This window comes from Rhodococcus sp. DK176, assembly GCF_038447315.2.
Taxonomy (GTDB): domain Bacteria; phylum Actinomycetota; class Actinomycetes; order Mycobacteriales; family Mycobacteriaceae; genus Rhodococcus_F; species Rhodococcus_F jostii_A.
Genome location: NZ_CP118324.1, coordinates 80,858 through 96,893, shown reverse-complemented (window position 1 = coordinate 96,893; position 16,036 = coordinate 80,858). Strand labels below are relative to the sequence as shown.

The window sequence follows — 16,036 nt, the reverse complement described above, 5'->3', positions numbered from 1 at the left end:
CTCAAGCAGTGCAAACCGTGGCACCGGGCTATCCGGCATATATAAGTATGGCGTCGACGATCTGGCCATCTTGGTACCGGGCTTCCAGATCGCACGTTGCAGTGATTGTCTCAGCCGTGTATTCGGTGTGTGACCCGCCGTATAATTCGTCACCCTCGTACTCGCGATCATCGTAGTCGATGTCAATGTCGACGTCGACATCGATTTCAGCTTCGATGGTAATGAAGTAGCTGTCGGCATCGATTCGCTTTGCGCCCATTACTTCTACATGGTGCATGTCGTAGGCCTTTATGGGCCGTGCCGCGGTCACAGATCCGCCGGCGGGAAGGTCAAATTGACTATTATCTGCCGAGATCGCGGATTCTGATACTAGCAAGTCGGCAAGTAGGTTGCGAAAATCCGTACGGAAGATTCCGTCCCGCAGCAGGTCTGCTTGCAGACGAGTGCGAATGTCTTCCACCGATTCTATTTGGTCTTTTACAAATGTTTCCGTATTGCGGTAGATGACTATCGTCTCGGTGGGCAATTTAGAGGCCTTTAGATCGTCGATCAGGTCCGGGTGTAGCTTGGGGGTACCCTCCTGGCTCTCGAAGAAGCCGCCATCATTGGTAACAAAAAACGTTCTTCCCTGGCGGGCGAGTTCGAGGATTGACTCCCATATCAGCACATCTCGGTAGCCGACTTGCCCTTCCTTGGTGAAGGGACGGCGGCGAGCAAGGGCGCGGCGTGTGACATCCTCGTGGGTGACCTGGGGGTACGGGATAACTCTCGCATTTGCCCGCAATAGGCGGTCGACAAAACTGTCTTTATGGGTTTTCGTCAGGTCATCGAAATCGGGATTGGCATAAGTAAGGTCTGGCTGGTGAGGCGCGGGTAGATGGGACCGATAGCTGCGCAAAGCTTTGACATAATCTTGATATGCCTTTGGTAGAGATTCGCGAAATTTATTGACATATTCGTCGAGGATGATCTGCGGAACTACTAGCTGCACATGACTGGATTCGCTCGCGGCTAAGATTGTTTCAAATTTGGCGGAAGTGAGGTTCTTGTCTTGCAATAAGATATTAGTATCGAGTACGACGAACATGACGCCTCCGGTCGAAGATTTGGAGCTCATCTGTGTGAAGTGCCCGATCTGCCACAATTCCTGGCGATGTATTGTCGGTAGTTCGACGGTAGCCAGATACCACCAAACGATCCAGTGTTGACTCTCGGTGCCGAATGGCGAACTCGTGTCGGGGTGTATTCGGCGACGAACTGGCAACCGGTTGCGCAGCACCACACCACGTGGTTTTCTCGGCGGCACTGGGCCCTTCGACAGCGACAATCACCCGCACACCCTACCTATCCAGGGGGACATTTCGACCTCTCGTGCTACAGGGGTTGGTTGAGCTCGCGATCTCGTATGTGGGATGTAGATGCGACGGCTGTCCGCCTTCCATCCGCCCAATGCGGCGAAAGTTCACGGATCGGAGGTGCCCCAGAAATGGTCCTTTCTAAGGCGCTGATTCGTGAGACAACTTCATTGGTAGGCGAGTGTCTACGGATCGACGGACATGCGGATCTACGGATCTACGGATCTCAACCGAATGGAGTGGTGGTCCTGGTGGACCTGGTGGTCTACCCTTCTGTCCGTCGAATCTGGAATTGTCTCGGTATCGGCCGTTAGTGAGACGACCGGAGTTGAGACACCGGTGAGAATCGGGGTGTTGCCGACCGACGGCGGCCGGGGCCACTCTGAAGGCAGCTCGGCGCGTGTACCGGCCCCACATCGACCACGCGTGTTATCAAACTGTGATGTGTCTCAGAAACCCGTCTCACCCTCTCAAGTGCCCACTGGAGCCTGTCAGACGTTTCTGGGACAGTCATCGCCTGTGAGCGCCGTATTCGGGTATCTGAGGGTAAGTGGCACCGATCAGGTGCTGGATTTGCAGAGGGACGCTCTGGCAGCCGCCGGGTGTTCGAGGGTTTGGGAAGAAGTAGCGAGCGGTGCGAAGAAGGACCGCCCCGAACTTCTGGACCTGCTCGGACATCTTCGCGCCGGCGACACCCTCGTCGTGTGGCGCCTGGACAGGCTCGGGCGCTCGCTGAGTCATCTGATCGAGACGGTCGAAGATCTCCAGGCACGCGGAGTGGCATTCAAGTCGCTCACCGAGACGATCGACACCTCATCTCCCGGGGGAATGCTGATCTTTCAAATCTTCGGCGCACTAGCCCAATTCGAGAGAGCACTGATCCAGGAGCGGACGGTAGCCGGTCTGGCGGCCGCGCGGGCGCGGGGCCGGGTAGGTGGTCAACCCAAGGCGATCGACGCGACAAAGGCGCGTCACATTCGACAGATGGTCGAGGCAGGGACCCCGAAAACTGAGATCGCCGCAGTTCTCGGGATCGGACGCGCCACGCTGTATCGGCACCTTTCTTCGCTGGGTAGTGATGCCCGTTGAGTGAGCTAGAGCGTCAGACAGCTAAATCAGCTGGCGAGCTGGTGTGACCACCAGGGCGAGCTGGAGCTGGGGTCAGTGATGGAGGCGAGATCGCCGAGGTCGTCCCGGCGGTTTTTGGATCTCGGCGCCGCGTACCGTCACCGGCCAACTTCGCAGGGGCTCCAGTGGGGGAATAATCTGACTATGTCAGCCGCCATTCTAGTCGTATCGGATCGAGAGCCCCTTGCGTGGCTACTGCGTGAACAGCGTTTCGCGGTCCCTTCGCACAGAGTGGGATCAGTACCCCCCAAGGGCAGTGTGCTGTTTATTTACACGACCCGCGGCTGCTACAGGAATCCGAGGAGTGGCCGGGGACGTATTATCGCCAAAGGCACAGTCACCGAGGACTCTCACATCCTGGATGCTCCGGTCGAGTTTGGCGGTAGGCGATTCGCTGGGGGCTTTGGTGTCCTAATTCGTGACGTGGCACCGGCGGGATCCGGTGTTGACCTTGCGTACCTAGCCGGCGAACTGGACGCGCTGCCCGAGCGAACGTCCTGGTCCGTTCGAATGCGCAGGTCAATAGTTCCGCTTACGACCAGAGACGAGGCAAAGATCAAGCGTCAATTGGAGCCAATCGTTGTCCCCTTAGCCGATGAACTCCCTCGCTACCTCGACCTGTGCAGAGTGTAGCGACGACTATGTGAACGAACCACGAACCACGAAGCGTGGGAACTTGGTATCGACAACGCAGTCGAGCCGGGTGGCGATGCCACCGAGGTGCTCGAGCCGTCCGCTGATCGCTCGATAGGACCGCTATAGCCACCGATGTGTCGGAGTAGGCGAGGATCGCACTGCGTCGACGCAGCAGGCTTCGGTCGAGTTTGCACCCACTCCGCTGTCTAGAGGGTAGATCGATCCGCGGATGGTCGTGGCGGTCGTGCGGCGGGTGGTCCCGTTATGCGCTCGCGTTCTCCTCAGAGACGACCTCGTAGAACCACTTGGCGATGTCGGAGATCAGGTGAGACCGGCCGGGGGCGTTGGTGAAGAAGTAGTCGCTCATCTTCTCGTGCGCCCCCTGGTTGTCGGCCACCGCCCCCGTCACCGCGTCGTCGAAGTCTGGCGACTCGACGAACTGCTTGGTGGAGTTCACCTTCGCCTGCTGCACGAGCGAATCGTCATCGAGCAGGGTTCGTAGCAGCGCCTCGAGAAACGAGACCTTCTGAGACTGGGTGAATTCTGCGGACCCGAACAGGTCGTTCAGGCGGTCGAGGACCTGCCGGAAGGCGACCATCTTCGGGTCACGCTTCTCTCCTGAGCCGGCCGCTGTCACGCCGGTGAGCCCAACTCTGGCACCGAGGCTGATATCGCTCTTGCCCTGGTCGACCTGCTTGACGCGCTGCAGGACAACGTCGGACAAATCGATTGGTGCGGTGTAGTTGTCGGGCTGGATGACCCTGTCGAGATGGCGCAGATAGATCTGCTTCTTCTCCAATTCCGGGTCGCCGTAGTCGACGATCTGAGACATGAAGTCGTAGAGCCGCACGAACGAACCGACATCCTTGCGGAACATGTCCATTTCAGCGAGCGCCGCCTTGTCGCCCTCACCCCCGTTGTGGATCAAGGCCGCTTGGTAGCGCTCGGCAAACCGCTTCTTGCCCGGGTCCACCGCGGCGGCGAGAGCGCTGTGGCCTTTGCCCTTGACGAACCCCTCCGCGCACTGGTCGACCTCGGCTTGGGTGTAGATCGCGGCGGTGTCGAGCTTCGCCGCAAGATCGTGCACCAGGTTCGGGTCGGTCTCGGTCTCGAGGAACGCGTCCGTGAAGTACGGCTCGAACGCCTCCCGGATCACCGTTGGCTCGTTGACGAAATCCACGACCTGGGTCATCGCCGCGGACTTCAAGACTCCCGACGGAGTGCGGTAGGTCCGGTTGAGTCGCGAAAGGGTCTGCACTGCAGTGACCCCGGACAAGATCCGGTCCACGTACATCGCGCACAGCAGGGGCTGGTCGAACCCGGTCTGGAACTTGTTGGCGACGATCATCACCCTGTACGCATCACCGGTGAACGCGGTCCGCAGGTCATGCACTCCGGGGTTCATGGTGGCCTCGGTGAAGTCACCAGGGCCAGACTCTGGGTCCTGGACGGCGCCGGAGAACGCGACCAGGGTGCCGTATCCGTAGCCCTTCTTCGCGATGAAGTCGTCGATCGCGTGCTTGTAGCGAACGGCGGCTTTGCGGGAGTCGGTGACGACCATCGCCTTCGCGTGCCCTTCGAGTAGGTGCGCGACGTTGGCGCGGAAGTGCTCGACGATGATCGCGGCCTTCTGGGCGATGGTCTGCGGGTTCAGCTTTACCCAGCGCATGACCTCTTTGGTTGCCTGCGACTGGTCTACCTCGTCGTCGCTGGCCGCGATCTGCCCGATCTGGAACGCCAGTTTGAACGAGTGATAGCCGGTCAGCACATCGAGGATGTACCCCTCCTCGATAGCCTGCTTCATCGTGTACACGTGGAACGGCACCGGTTTCCCACCAGCCGCGGGGGCCCGCCCGAACAGCTCCAAGGTCTTGCCCTTCGGGGTGGCGGTGAACGCGAAGTAGGAGATGTTCGCCGAAGCCGCACGCTCGGTGGCCTCCGCCGCGAGCACCGCCTCGACGTCGACATCCCCGCCGTCCTTGATGTCCTGCAGTTCCTCCGCGGTCAGGACGGCCTTCAACTTCCCGGCGACCTGCCCAGACTGCGACGAGTGTGCCTCATCCGCGATCACGGCGAACGTCTTGCCCTTGAGGCCCTTGTTCTTACGGATCTCCTCCATCGCGAACGGGAACGTCTGGATGGTGACGACAATGATCAGTTTGCCGTCGGTCAGCGACTTCGCGAGCAGCCCCGACTTCGAGCCGCCGGCCCTCGCAGCCTCATCCCGGTCGATCGCGACGACGATGCCCTGATCGTTGTCGATCTGCTTGATCGCGTCCTGCAGCTGCGCATCGAGGACGTTGCGGTCGGTCACCACGATCACAGAGTCGAAGATCTTCGTGTTCTCAACCTGCAGCCGCGCCATCCGGTGTGCGGTCCACGCGATCGAGTCCGTCTTCCCGGAACCGGCGGAGTGCTGGATCAGGTACCGCTTGCCGATGCCCTCGGCGGTGACCGCAGCGGTGAGCTCGGAGACTGCCTCCCACTGATGAAACCGCGGGAAGCGCAGCGTCGACGACTTGCTGGTCTTGCCGCTGATCGGGTCCGTGCTGGACTCGTGCTTGATGTACATCAGCCGGCCCAGGATGTTCAGCCAGGCATCGCGCTGCAGCACCCGCTCCCACAGATATGAGGTCCTCGACCCGTTCGGGTTCAGCGGGTTCCCGGCGCCACCGTCCTCGCTGCCCCGGTTGAACGGCAGGAAATGCGTCTTGTCCCCGGCGAGCTTGGTGGTCATCCACACCTCGTCGTTAGACACCGCGAAATGCACCAGCGCGCGGGCGCCGGACACGAACAGCGGCTGGGCCTTCCCCGTCGCGGGATCCTTCGGCAACCGGGACGTTCGGTACTGGCTAATCGCATCGGTGACGGTCTGGGTGAAGTCCGTCTTCAGCTCGGCCGTGGCAACGGGCAGGCCGTTGACGAAGAAGACCAGGTCGACCGAGCGGTTGTCGGCGGTCGAAAAGTGCACCTGCCGCATCACCCGCAGCCGCACCGCCGCGTACTCGGCGTTCCGCTTCTCGTTCAGCGTCGACTCCGGCCGGAACACGCACATCTGGCACTTCGCAGACAAATGCGAGAAGCCCTTGCGGAGCAGATTCAGCGTGCCGCCGCCGTTCTCCAACGGAGTATCGAGAACCTTTACGATTCGGTCGAGCAACTGCTCCTGCTGCTTGGCGACGTCACCCGAGCCCGGCTTCACGACCTTGTCCAACTGCTCCGGCTGGGTGTCGGCGAGCCAGCCGAGCACGTCCTCAGGGAACATCGCTCGCTCACGGTCGTAGCCGGTGTCTTCCAGGGAGTACAGCCAACCATGGGCGTGCAGGTACTCGGCGACTTCCCTCTCAAACTCGACCTCGTTGTGCTGCGCCATCTCAGGCCACCTCATCTTGAACGTCGATCTGCCCCGTGACGGCGGCGGTGATTAACGCGGCCCGGCGCTCGCGGGCTATCTCGATGAACCGCTCGGTCTCAGTGATTAAGGTATCGATCTTTGTGGTGGCTTCTGCCACCCATCCGACGATTCGCCGCTGTTCCGGGAGCGGCGGTATCGGGATTCGCAGCGTGGCAATGATGTCGGCATTAAGGTTGTCCATTGTGGCCCCCACGGACGCCAGCGATAGGGAGTCCCGGTTGCGGCGACTGCTGAAGACGAGCGCAAGGAACTCGGGATCTGCGACAGTCTCGTGGAGCCGAATCAAGGCCGATCCAGTGCCGCAGAGGAATCCGGTATTTTGTGCGCGGACAACAGCACACCTACCAAGTTCACCGCGACGGGCTGCGATGACGTCTCCGACCTGTAAAGCGTGTCGAGCCAACTCAGACGCCTTCTGTTCGCTCACCGCGACACGCTCGTCGGGCTCAATCCTCCCCTTGACGAGATGAGATGGATTGATAACAGGTGTCCCGCCGGTCTCGTATTCGTCTGACTTAAGTTGGCTCCCGAAGGGCCCGGTCTGGATCAGAGCGGTAACACTCCGTAGCGGAGTGGTCCAGGGGAGACCGGCAACGGACCCTTCCGGCACAGCGATCCGCCGTTCCCGCAACAGCACGATCAACTGCTGCTGCTCCTCGATGAGCGTGTCGATTCGGGCCGTCTCGCGGTCGAGGTAATCGGCGATGGCACGCTGTTCAGAGCGCGGCGGACAGGGTAACTGAACTTTGGCGAAGTCGGCGAACTTGATGGACTGCCCATCACGAAGCTGGTTCGTAGTTGTACGCAGTTCCTGGATGTATCCGTTGGACTTCAGCAGCCATCGAAAGTAGCTGGGAACCACACGGTCGCTCGGCTTCAGCACTGTGTATGCCGTGCTTACTTTGCCTGAGTACTTGGATCTTTCTATCCCACCCTGGAACGAGCGGAGATGGATGATGAAGTCATCCGGCTCGACATGCTTCATGTTGTCCTGACCCATAATGTTCTGGACAACAGAGTTGCCTGTCTTCGCCATGTACTCAGCCTGAGGCAACACGCCATGGATCTGAGACGGCGTGAGATGCACATCATCGGGCCAGTTCGGTTCGCGGCGCTCCGTAAACGCAGCCTTCGCTGGAACGAGATGCCAGCCTTTGGGCAGGACATCGATCCACCCCTCTGCGGCTGAGGTCATGCCTCGACCTCCCGCAATAGTTCGAGGATCTTGGCGACCTGTTTGTCCAGGTCGGCGTCAATTTCAGCGAGCGGCCGGGGCGGGACGTATTTGTAGAAGTGTCGGGTGAAGGGGATCTCGTAGCCGATCTTGGTCTTCTTCGTATCGATCCAGGCGTCCGGCGCGTGCGGGAGCACCTCGGCTTCGAAGTACGCCTTGATCGTCTCTCTGCGGCCAGCGTCGCCCTCGGTATTGCCGCGGTACGTGAAGGGGATATTCTCGGTGTCCCCCCGCTTCTTGTCCGACTTCGGGTTCCCCTTGCGGTCAGTCACCGGCTTGCCGTCGGCGTCGAGAAGCGGCTGCTCGACGGTGATGGTCCAGTAACCAAAGTCGTCGGAGGTAAAGATCTTCGAGTAGTCGGGGTCGGCCTCGTCGAACGCGTCATACAACGCCAGAATGCGGTCACGGGCGTCGGCGTCGAGCTCTCGGCTCTTCGCGCCGAGGCTCTTGCGCATCTTGCTCCAGAACGGCGTGGCGTCGATCAACTGCACCTTGCCGACGCGTTCGGGGCGCTTGGTGTTGTCGAGGATCCAGATGTAGGTGGCAATTCCGGTGTTGAAGAACATGTTCGTCGGCAGCGCGATGATCGCCTCCACTAGGTCGGACTCAAGGAGCCACTGCCGGATCTTCGACGGACCGGACTCCGCGGCGCCGTTGAATAGGGGCGAGCCGTTGAGGACGATCCCGGCGCGGCCCCCACCGTCATGCTTCGGCCGCATCTTCGACGCGAGGTGGCTCAGGAACAGCATCTGACCGTCACCGACGGCAGGGAGCCCGTGGGAGAAGCGGGAGTTCTGCGCAAGCGCTTCCTTCTTCACAGATTCCTGCGATGCCTTCCAGTCCACGCCGTAGGGCGGGTTGGACATGCAGAAGTCGAAGGTGCGGTCGAAAAACAGGTCGTCGGCCAGGGTGTCGCCGAGTTTGATGTTGCCGACGTCCTGGCCCTTGGCGATCATGTCGGACTTGCAGATTGCATAGGACTGGTCGTTGATCTCCTGCCCGTACAGCCTCAGCCTCGCGTCCGGGTTACGCTCGAGCAGCCGCTCCTCCGCGACGGACAGCATCCCGCCCGTGCCGGCGGTGGGGTCGTAGATCGTCCGGACGGTGCCCGGCTCTAGCAGAGCTTCGTTGTCCTCTGCGAAGAGGAGGTCGACCATGAGCCGGATCGCGTCACGTGGCGTGTAGTGCTCTCCGGCCTCCTCATTGGATGCCTCCGCAAACTTGTAGATCAGGTACTCGAACAGGTCGCCCATCTCGGCGTTCGACACCACGTCCGGGTGCAGGTCTACATCAGCGAACTGTGACGTCACCAGGTACAGGCGGTTCTTTTCGTCCAGGGTCGCCAGCTCGTTCTCGAACTTGAACCGCTCGAAGACGTCGATGTTGGCCGAGAACCCGGTGATGTAGTCCATCAGGTTTGCTCGCAGTCCCTCGGGATCTTCAAGCAGGTTTTTGAAGTCGAACGGGCTGATGTTGTAAAAGGCCAGACCGGTCTTGCGCTTCACTTGAACGTCCAGGGCGCCGCCTGCGTATTTCGTGGCTAGTGCCCGTACCTCGTCACGGGTGGGCTCGAGGATGCAGTCGAGACGTCGGAGGACCGTGAAGGGCAGGATCACGCCGCCGTACTGATGGGGCTTGTACACGCCGCGGAGCTGGTCCGCGATTCCCCAGACGAAGTTCCCCAGTTTGCTCAACCCGATCTCCTTAAAGCCTGTGCCTGACGTGTAGCTCGCAGCTAACTACAGCACGCGCAGCCTGTGGCCGGTTAACGAGGTCAGTCGACGTCCCGGCTCAGCTCCGAGTGCAGACAAGCGAAGGTGAAGCTACGTCGCGCCGGTAACTTTGGTGTGGCCAGAGTTGCCTGAGAGGGGCATAGCGGTGAGCAAGCCCAGGAGCAAGAAACCAACCCAAGCCGAACCGTAGGACTGCACGAACGACGAAAGAGGTAGCTCGCCTGGAGGAGTTTCTGGGAAGGGCAGACGCCACCCGCCAGGAGCGCCCCCTCACAGACCAGGAGGAGGCTCAAGTGGCCGAGGCCCGCAGGATGCGCTCCGAGATTCTGAACCGCACCCCGCGTTCGTACCGTGGCGGTATCAAGGGCAATGAGGGACGCGGGTACAGGCAGCCGTCCGGCGGCATCGCTTCGACGGTTTCCGGCGGTGCACCCAGCGTTGGAAAAGGCGATGACGATGGATCCGAACGATTGCCAGTGATCATCACGCCGATAGCGGCGGGATTTCCCGCCGCCGTTGTCGTCCCCATGGACCTAAGACTGCGTACTCGGACTCTCATTGGCTGCTCACCTGCGCCCGAGCTCTGAATCGTTGTGCCGAGATACACGAGCATTCTCGTGGGCGACTATTGCCTCCTGCCAGTCCTGATCTGTCACGACGTCTTGGCCGGCGGCAGGATTTGGTACACCGAGCCGCCCGCCGATCTGTGCCCATGACATGCCTGCCGCGAGAGCCGCACCCACGGCCTTGGCGAGAAGTTCGTCCGTCTGTTTCCCGACGGAGACGGCATTGAGAGCGGCGGAGTCCCCGGACGACTTTCCTTGGTCCGCGTGGAGGGCATGGATTGGTTTCTCCATTCGCGCGACTGTATCGGCGATCAAGCCCCTGCGGGTAGCGAAATGTCTCGGCGCGGCCCCGTTTGGTGCAATACCGGCTTCCGACGCGTGTCGTCTACGAAGTCGTGTGCAGTCGACTTCTGAACCTGGCAACGGTGCTCCTCGGGGAATCACAGCTCTATCAAGAGTTCCTGTAACAGAGAGGGATTGTCGTGCGGTGTACCAAGCGCCTCACCGGTCGCGTCAGTCGTGTTTCGCGCCGGTGGGGTCATGGCTGGTTGTAGGTGTCGGTCACAGGTGTCGCCACCGTTCGTGGGCTGATTGCCTGGAGATTCCGACTTCGCGGGCGATGTCCGCCCATGAGGTCCCGGACTGACGTGCCGCTGCCACCGCCCGGTCGAGGCGGGCGTCTGCGGCACTCAGCTCCAGGGCAGCGCGTTTCACCCAGGTGATGTCTTCCTGGGGGCGAACGTGCTCGAGCCACTCTGCGTGGCACATCTGCTCGACCCACTCCGGCGCGGGTCCGCCCGTCGCGTCGTACACCTGATTGGGCCGGCGCGCGAGAGCCGGATCGGTCACGCGCTCGAACGTCATCGGTGCCCGCCAACCGCAAGTGCAATACGTCTGCCAACCCGCCGTCTCCGCCTCGGGCACCCGCGTTCCGTCGTCGAGTTCCATCTCCGATGCTTGTTCGATCACCACCCGGCGCCCGTCCGCCACCAGCGTCGCCGCATACCCCTCATGGTCACCGGATTCCGTCATCCACGACATGACCCCTCCTCCGCGTGCGTCAGGAAACCCTGACACAGACATGATGTCAGGGAACCCTGACATTCGCGAACTCGGTGCGTTCGTGCCACCAGGCCGAGGCCAATTACTTGTAACCCGTAGTCCCCTGCCAGACCAGTAATGTCATCCGGTCTGTACCGGAGAACGAGGAGTGGAATCTGTGGCACGCAAGGTCGTAGTTGAGATGGTCGACGACATCGACGGCACAGCCTTCGGTGAGGACGGCGAGAGCATCCACTATGCAGTCGACGGCGTCGAGTACGTGATCGACCTGAAAGACGAGCACGCGAAGGAACTCCGCGAGACCTTCGAGTACTACATCACGCACTCCACCCGGGTCGGCGGTCGCAAGCACCGCGCGGACCGGCCAGGCAACCCCACTGCCGGGAAGCGGCCGCGGGACGAAACGAAGAAGATCCGCGCCTGGGCGCTCGAGCAGGGCTACGAGCTCTCCTCCCGCGGCCGTATCCCCACCGAGGTCGAGCAAGCCTTCCACGACGCCCACTGACGGCACCTGCCTCAGAACAGGAGCATGCACCTGGTATGCGTCTCAAAGATGAGCACCCAGAACTGTTTCGGCAACTACATCGGGGCCGCAATGCCGGGGTCGATCTCGAGTCGACCACGGCCTCCTCGCACGAGATGCTGTGGTGGCGTTGCCCCGTTGGTCACGAGTGGCGAGAGACGCCGCTGCAACGTCGATCGCACGCGATGTGGAAGAAGGGGGATCTCACCGCATGCCTGTACTGCGTCGCTCCTGGCTGCCTCGTGTACAGCTGCGGTCACCGGCGGTTTCGGCGCAGTGAATCCACCTTTCGTGTGCTGGCCCACCCGTGCGACAAGTGTGAGAGCACAGAGCACGCACAACTGATTCTCGATGCCCTTGACGATTCGGCCGCGGCCGCGGTCCGCATCCTCGATGAGAGCCCGCACTACGCCCTGTTCTGCAGCAAAGCAGCCGACACAGTCGAGTGGTGGGAAGAGATCTTCCCACTGGTGGAGGCATATTTCGTTCGCATGGTCAGCGTGTACGTCGCTATCGCGACCGTCGAGCATCGTCACGCTTTGAGCGAGCCGACATCGAGCGTGCTCGGCGCGTGCATGCTGCGCATCCTCGATGCGCTGCCGCAGGACTGTCGGGAGGAGATGCACTCGGCCGTGCCGGAAGACGCCGGACACATGCATTCCACGTATCTTCCCGGCCGGCACACTGTCGAGGTCGGATGGGCGCTCAAGAAGCTGGGCTTCGACATCCTCGACACACCGCTACCGGACGATATCGAGCGGCGCATGCAATTCTGCGAGCGACAACGCTTCTCCGCGACCGGTGAGCTTCCGCCGGTCAACCTCGCAGACAGGCGCTATCCCGCCTTCAGCGACCTTCCTCGGGACCGCGAGAAAGGGGCAGAGACCGAACTGCAGCGATTCCGCCCGAAGCAGCTCCCACCACGGATAACGGCCCTACGGGTCGCGCTCGACGAATCCTCACCCGCCGATACCGACGACCCCCTCGGCCGAACGCACGTCGGCTACGCCCCAGATCTCACGCCGCAGGAACTGTGGGAACGGGGACGCGGAGTGTGGAAGTTCCGTGCCGATCACGTCGCCGCATCAACGATCGTCCTCCTGGTTCACGACAAGACGGTTGTGCTGGTGGGATCGATCACGGGACTGACCCTGCACCGCGGCGGCCTGGCGATTCTCGGTGAGCCGCTGATCGATCACCCCCTCATCGGTAAGCCTGACCCGCTCCATACACCGAACCCTCTCGCCTACGGCGTCATCAATGGTGAGGTCGAACGTAGCGGCCGGGAGCAGCCTCGACCCTTAACGTGATTGGGTATCTGACGCACCGGGTACCACCTAAACGATCGTGGCTGCGAGCGACCAGTTGCCGAGAGGCGATATAGCTCGCCCCTGTCACCCCCGAGCCGGGTAAGACCTACATTGCGTAGCGTTCCCGACGTAAAGGGGGATGAGGAGCCGCTGACGCCGGGGAAGGTGTCGGCGGCTTTCCTCTGTCCGGTCTACAGGTCCTCCGCGCGGACCGAGCGATCATCGACGTCGAAGCGCCGGCCTTTCAGTGAGGGGTGCCGGAGCCCACCTGGACCAGACGCCCTGTAGGCCACGTCGACGACCAGCCGAGGATTCAGCCACTGAACCCCAGGGAAGGTCTCCGCGGCCGCTGACGGGTCCGTGAGAGGGCTGTTAGGGCGTTCCAGCGGCCGGAAGTCCTCCCGGAGCTGTCGGCGCATCGACACCGTGAGTCCGGAGGAGACAGAACCGACCTGGACTAACTGTCCTTCGGCGTCGTACGCCCCGAGGACCAGCGCCGCGACCGAACGGCTCGAGCCGACGAAGCCGATCACCAAAACCGAACTGCGAGTACGGATTGCGTGCTTGATCCAGGCTCGGCTCCGCTGGCCCGGAAGGTAGATCGACGCCGACCTCTTGGCCAAAATCCCCTCCATTCCAGCACTTCTCGCGGCATTGAGCATGATTTTGCTGCTCTGATTCTCCCAGAACGGGGGGACGGTGAGGGGCAGGCCACCGACGTCCTGGATGATCGAATCCAGCTCGGCCAGCTCCGCCCGACGATCCAGATACGACGCCTTCGTGAGATCGTCTCCGTCGAGCGCCATGACGTCAAAGGGTAAGAAAGTAACCGGTATTCGTCGTTGCAGCGGCTTAGTCGCATGAGCAACCCCCATCCTGCGCTGGAGCAGTCCGAACGACGGTTTGCCCTTATCGAGTACGACGACCTCGCCGTCGAGAACGATGCGCCCGCGGCCGCCGAACGCCGCTGTCAATGCCTCGGCGATCTCGGGATACGAGGGTGTCACCACGTTCATGGCGCGGGTCCACAGCACCGGCTCGCGCCCGCCGCCCACCGAGGCCAGCATCCGGCACCCGTCGTACTTCATCTCGAAACTCCACGGGCGGTCCGTGTTGTCCGGGAGGGTGCCGGCCGTGGCCAGCATGGGCGCGATCAGCCGCATACGCCCGATTGTGCCCGTGACCTGGGAGCTACGCAGGTAGAAGGCTCTGGACAGAGCGTCGCCGGCGGCGGGCGATAGGTACTGGGTCAGTGCCAGGAGTTCCACCAGAGAACGATGGGCACCAGCCAAGGTGTCCACACCATCCAGCTGCCACCCAATCCGTACGGGGGGGGTCGGAATCACCGTCATCCCCTCCGGGTTAGGTGAATGGAAGCGAGTCCCACCACGACAGTGCCACGATGGCGTCGGTGAACTCAGGGAAAGCGGAGAAGAATCCCAGGTCTAACATGACGAACTCCGCTCAGTTGAATGGAAGCGCACCCCTCCTGCGGTATCGACCGCCGGAGGCGGATGGGTACAGCTACCCAGTAAGAGGACACCGGAAATTGCCAAGCCCGAACGCACAAGGGGAACTATGACCGAGTTCTACACCGCAACCGACCTCGAGCAGGCCGGATACGTCCGGTACCGGCTGACGGAGCTGTTCGGGGAACCCGACACCACCACCAACGAGGACCGCTGGTCACGCGAGACCGTTGAAGCTGTTGAACACGAGGTCCTCGCCCCAGCTGCGCGGGTGATCTTCGCCGCGTTCGAGCCGCAGCTCGACACCCGTGCAGGGATGATCGCCGCCGATCTGCGGGTCGGGTGGCCGCAGATGGAACAGATGCTCGCGCGCGTGACCGTGCGAGAGTCCGACAATGGTCGGAATCCCTGACGACGCATCAGGAACGGCCCGTGAAGAACCCACCCAGGGCGTTCTGACGCTGTCTGGCTGGATGGACGGCACCTGTCGGTGGGTCAGGCGGGTCCAGGATCACGGTTGCCGTCAACGTCGACACAGGGGATAGCGACGGACCAAGACGGGTCTCTGAGTGACATGCGGCGAGAGGTGACCCGCATCACCTCGAAAATGTGATGTGCCACACGCCGGAGCGAGCACGAAATATGCGGTCCTAGGGATGACGACCTGGGGATTACATCAATGTGACTCACAACATCTCGGGTTAAGTGTTTCTGTCGGCCACTAGCTGTAGTGTCTTGAGCACTGAGAGATCAGTACTGGAACACCACAAAGCCCCCGACCGACGGGGGATGAAGCCCTACCGGGTCGGGGTGACGCTTTGGATGCATTTCCTAGGTGCGCTGGAGACGTTACACCCGACATCGGAGTCCTGCCTAAGATGGGTCGGATTCCGTGTCGGGCTTCTCTTGTGCCAGGGAACACAGGAGTAGAAATGTCCTCAATTCGGCGCACGACCCGTACTGTCCGCGTTCCTGTCCGCATCACGCGGACTACTCGGATTCGGATCACACGGAGTCACTGACCCGACGACGCCAGGCACCCCGGTACGTCAGGGGTGTCTGGCCTGGTCCACGGTGGTGACGATCCGAATCTCGGGATCGGGATCGCCTGCCCGCAGGCGGTAGTGCGGACATCCAACGACTTGGCGGGGCGCCCGGATTGCCTGCCGGTCAGCGTCGAGGTAGAGCCGGTAGGCCAGCTGCCCGTCCCGGTGCTCACCGGTGTCCGGGTCGACGGCGCCGAGGAAATACCCCTGCGCCGCGTCGGCATCGGCGAAGATCGCCCGCGCCCACTCGCCCGGTTCGGTGACCGGGAGATGCCGCGGTAGGCCTGTTGCGGCGTCGACGATGTGCACGAGCACGGTGACCACGAATCCCGATGCCGGCGGCACCCACTCCTCGGCCGCGACATCGAACACCGTGAGCCACGTGTGGATCCGCAGCTCGATGTTCGTGCCGGTCCGGGCAGACACGGTGATCACGTGCGGATCCGCCGACGGACCCAGTGCGGTCAATGACGGCAGCATCGGCGGATGCTCGTCGGAGGGAGCGGGCATCAGGAGAGACTACGGGTCCACCTGCGCAGATCGGCCTGAGCGATCACCC

12 protein-coding genes are annotated in these 16,036 nt (G+C 61.9%); 4 read left to right on the top strand and 8 right to left on the bottom strand.

What is annotated here, in order from left to right:
• Positions 1 to 28: 28 nt before the first annotated feature.
• Positions 29 to 1,282: a PIN domain-containing protein gene (locus PSR88_RS40910; protein WP_157180218.1), complete on the bottom strand. Its 1,254-nt coding sequence runs from the start codon at positions 1,280 to 1,282 to the stop codon at positions 29 to 31.
• Positions 1,283 to 1,874: 592 nt separating this feature from the next.
• Here PSR88_RS40910 and PSR88_RS40905 point away from each other — a divergent pair.
• Positions 1,875 to 2,444, top strand: coding sequence for a recombinase family protein (locus PSR88_RS40905; RefSeq protein ID WP_016885069.1), 570 nt, complete (start codon positions 1,875 to 1,877; stop codon positions 2,442 to 2,444).
• 937 nt (positions 2,445 to 3,381) lie between these two features.
• Here the strand turns inward: PSR88_RS40905 and PSR88_RS40900 are convergent.
• The 5 genes from PSR88_RS40900 to PSR88_RS40880 form a co-directional block, all read right to left on the bottom strand.
• Entirely contained in the window at positions 3,382 to 6,492 is a 3,111-nt protein-coding gene (locus tag PSR88_RS40900; protein ID WP_016885068.1) for a type I restriction endonuclease subunit R, read from the bottom strand.
• A gap of 1 nt (position 6,493) precedes the next feature.
• Positions 6,494 to 7,729, bottom strand: a complete 1,236-nt coding sequence (locus tag PSR88_RS40895; RefSeq protein WP_016885067.1) for a restriction endonuclease subunit S — start codon at positions 7,727 to 7,729, stop codon at positions 6,494 to 6,496.
• A complete protein-coding gene (locus tag PSR88_RS40890) occupies positions 7,726 to 9,462 on the bottom strand; it encodes a class I SAM-dependent DNA methyltransferase (protein ID WP_016885066.1) in 1,737 nt (578 codons plus the stop codon). The genes PSR88_RS40895 and PSR88_RS40890 overlap by 4 nt, the downstream gene beginning before the upstream one ends.
• 605 nt (positions 9,463 to 10,067) lie before the next feature.
• On the bottom strand, positions 10,068 to 10,358 hold the full coding sequence (locus PSR88_RS40885; protein ID WP_016885065.1) for a hypothetical protein: 291 nt from the start codon (positions 10,356 to 10,358) through the stop codon (positions 10,068 to 10,070).
• Positions 10,359 to 10,628: 270 nt separating this feature from the next.
• Entirely contained in the window at positions 10,629 to 11,108 is a 480-nt protein-coding gene (locus PSR88_RS40880) for an AsnC family protein (RefSeq protein ID WP_016885064.1), read from the bottom strand.
• 178 nt (positions 11,109 to 11,286) lie between these two features.
• Here PSR88_RS40880 and PSR88_RS40875 point away from each other — a divergent pair, with 178 nt between their 5' ends.
• The gene (locus PSR88_RS40875; RefSeq protein ID WP_016885063.1) at positions 11,287 to 11,634 is read left to right on the top strand and encodes a histone-like nucleoid-structuring protein Lsr2; all 348 of its coding nucleotides are present in this window, start codon (positions 11,287 to 11,289) and stop codon (positions 11,632 to 11,634) included.
• A gap of 35 nt (positions 11,635 to 11,669) precedes the next feature.
• A complete protein-coding gene (locus PSR88_RS40870; protein ID WP_083853158.1) occupies positions 11,670 to 12,962 on the top strand; it encodes a zinc-ribbon domain-containing protein in 1,293 nt (430 codons plus the stop codon).
• Between the two features lie 191 nt (positions 12,963 to 13,153).
• Here the strand turns inward: PSR88_RS40870 and PSR88_RS40865 are convergent, their stop codons facing one another.
• Complete coding sequence (locus tag PSR88_RS40865; protein WP_029539809.1) at positions 13,154 to 14,125, bottom strand: DNA ligase; 972 nt, start codon at positions 14,123 to 14,125, stop codon at positions 13,154 to 13,156.
• 415 nt (positions 14,126 to 14,540) lie between these two features.
• Between PSR88_RS40865 and PSR88_RS40860 the strand changes: the two genes are divergently transcribed.
• Positions 14,541 to 14,843 (top strand): hypothetical protein, encoded by a 303-nt coding sequence (locus PSR88_RS40860; RefSeq protein ID WP_016885059.1) that lies wholly within the window; start codon positions 14,541 to 14,543, stop codon positions 14,841 to 14,843.
• 637 nt (positions 14,844 to 15,480) lie between these two features.
• Here PSR88_RS40860 and PSR88_RS40855 read toward each other — a convergent pair.
• The gene (locus PSR88_RS40855) at positions 15,481 to 15,987 is read right to left on the bottom strand and encodes a hypothetical protein (protein ID WP_016885058.1); all 507 of its coding nucleotides are present in this window, start codon (positions 15,985 to 15,987) and stop codon (positions 15,481 to 15,483) included.
• Positions 15,988 to 16,036 lie beyond the last annotated feature (49 nt).

Coding starts and splice junctions, on each gene's coding strand:
- PSR88_RS40885 (WP_016885065.1), bottom strand. CDS start 10,358: ATGGAGAAACCAATCCATGCCCTCCACGCGGACCAAGGAAAGTCGTCC.
- PSR88_RS40880 (WP_016885064.1), bottom strand. CDS start 11,108: ATGTCGTGGATGACGGAATCCGGTGACCATGAGGGGTATGCGGCGACG.
- PSR88_RS40895 (WP_016885067.1), bottom strand. CDS start 7,729: ATGACCTCAGCCGCAGAGGGGTGGATCGATGTCCTGCCCAAAGGCTGG.
- PSR88_RS40900 (WP_016885068.1), bottom strand. CDS start 6,492: ATGGCGCAGCACAACGAGGTCGAGTTTGAGAGGGAAGTCGCCGAGTAC.
- PSR88_RS40860 (WP_016885059.1), top strand. CDS start 14,541: ATGACCGAGTTCTACACCGCAACCGACCTCGAGCAGGCCGGATACGTC.
- PSR88_RS40855 (WP_016885058.1), bottom strand. CDS start 15,987: ATGCCCGCTCCCTCCGACGAGCATCCGCCGATGCTGCCGTCATTGACC.
- PSR88_RS40865 (WP_029539809.1), bottom strand. CDS start 14,125: ATGCGGCTGATCGCGCCCATGCTGGCCACGGCCGGCACCCTCCCGGAC.
- PSR88_RS40870 (WP_083853158.1), top strand. CDS start 11,670: ATGCGTCTCAAAGATGAGCACCCAGAACTGTTTCGGCAACTACATCGG.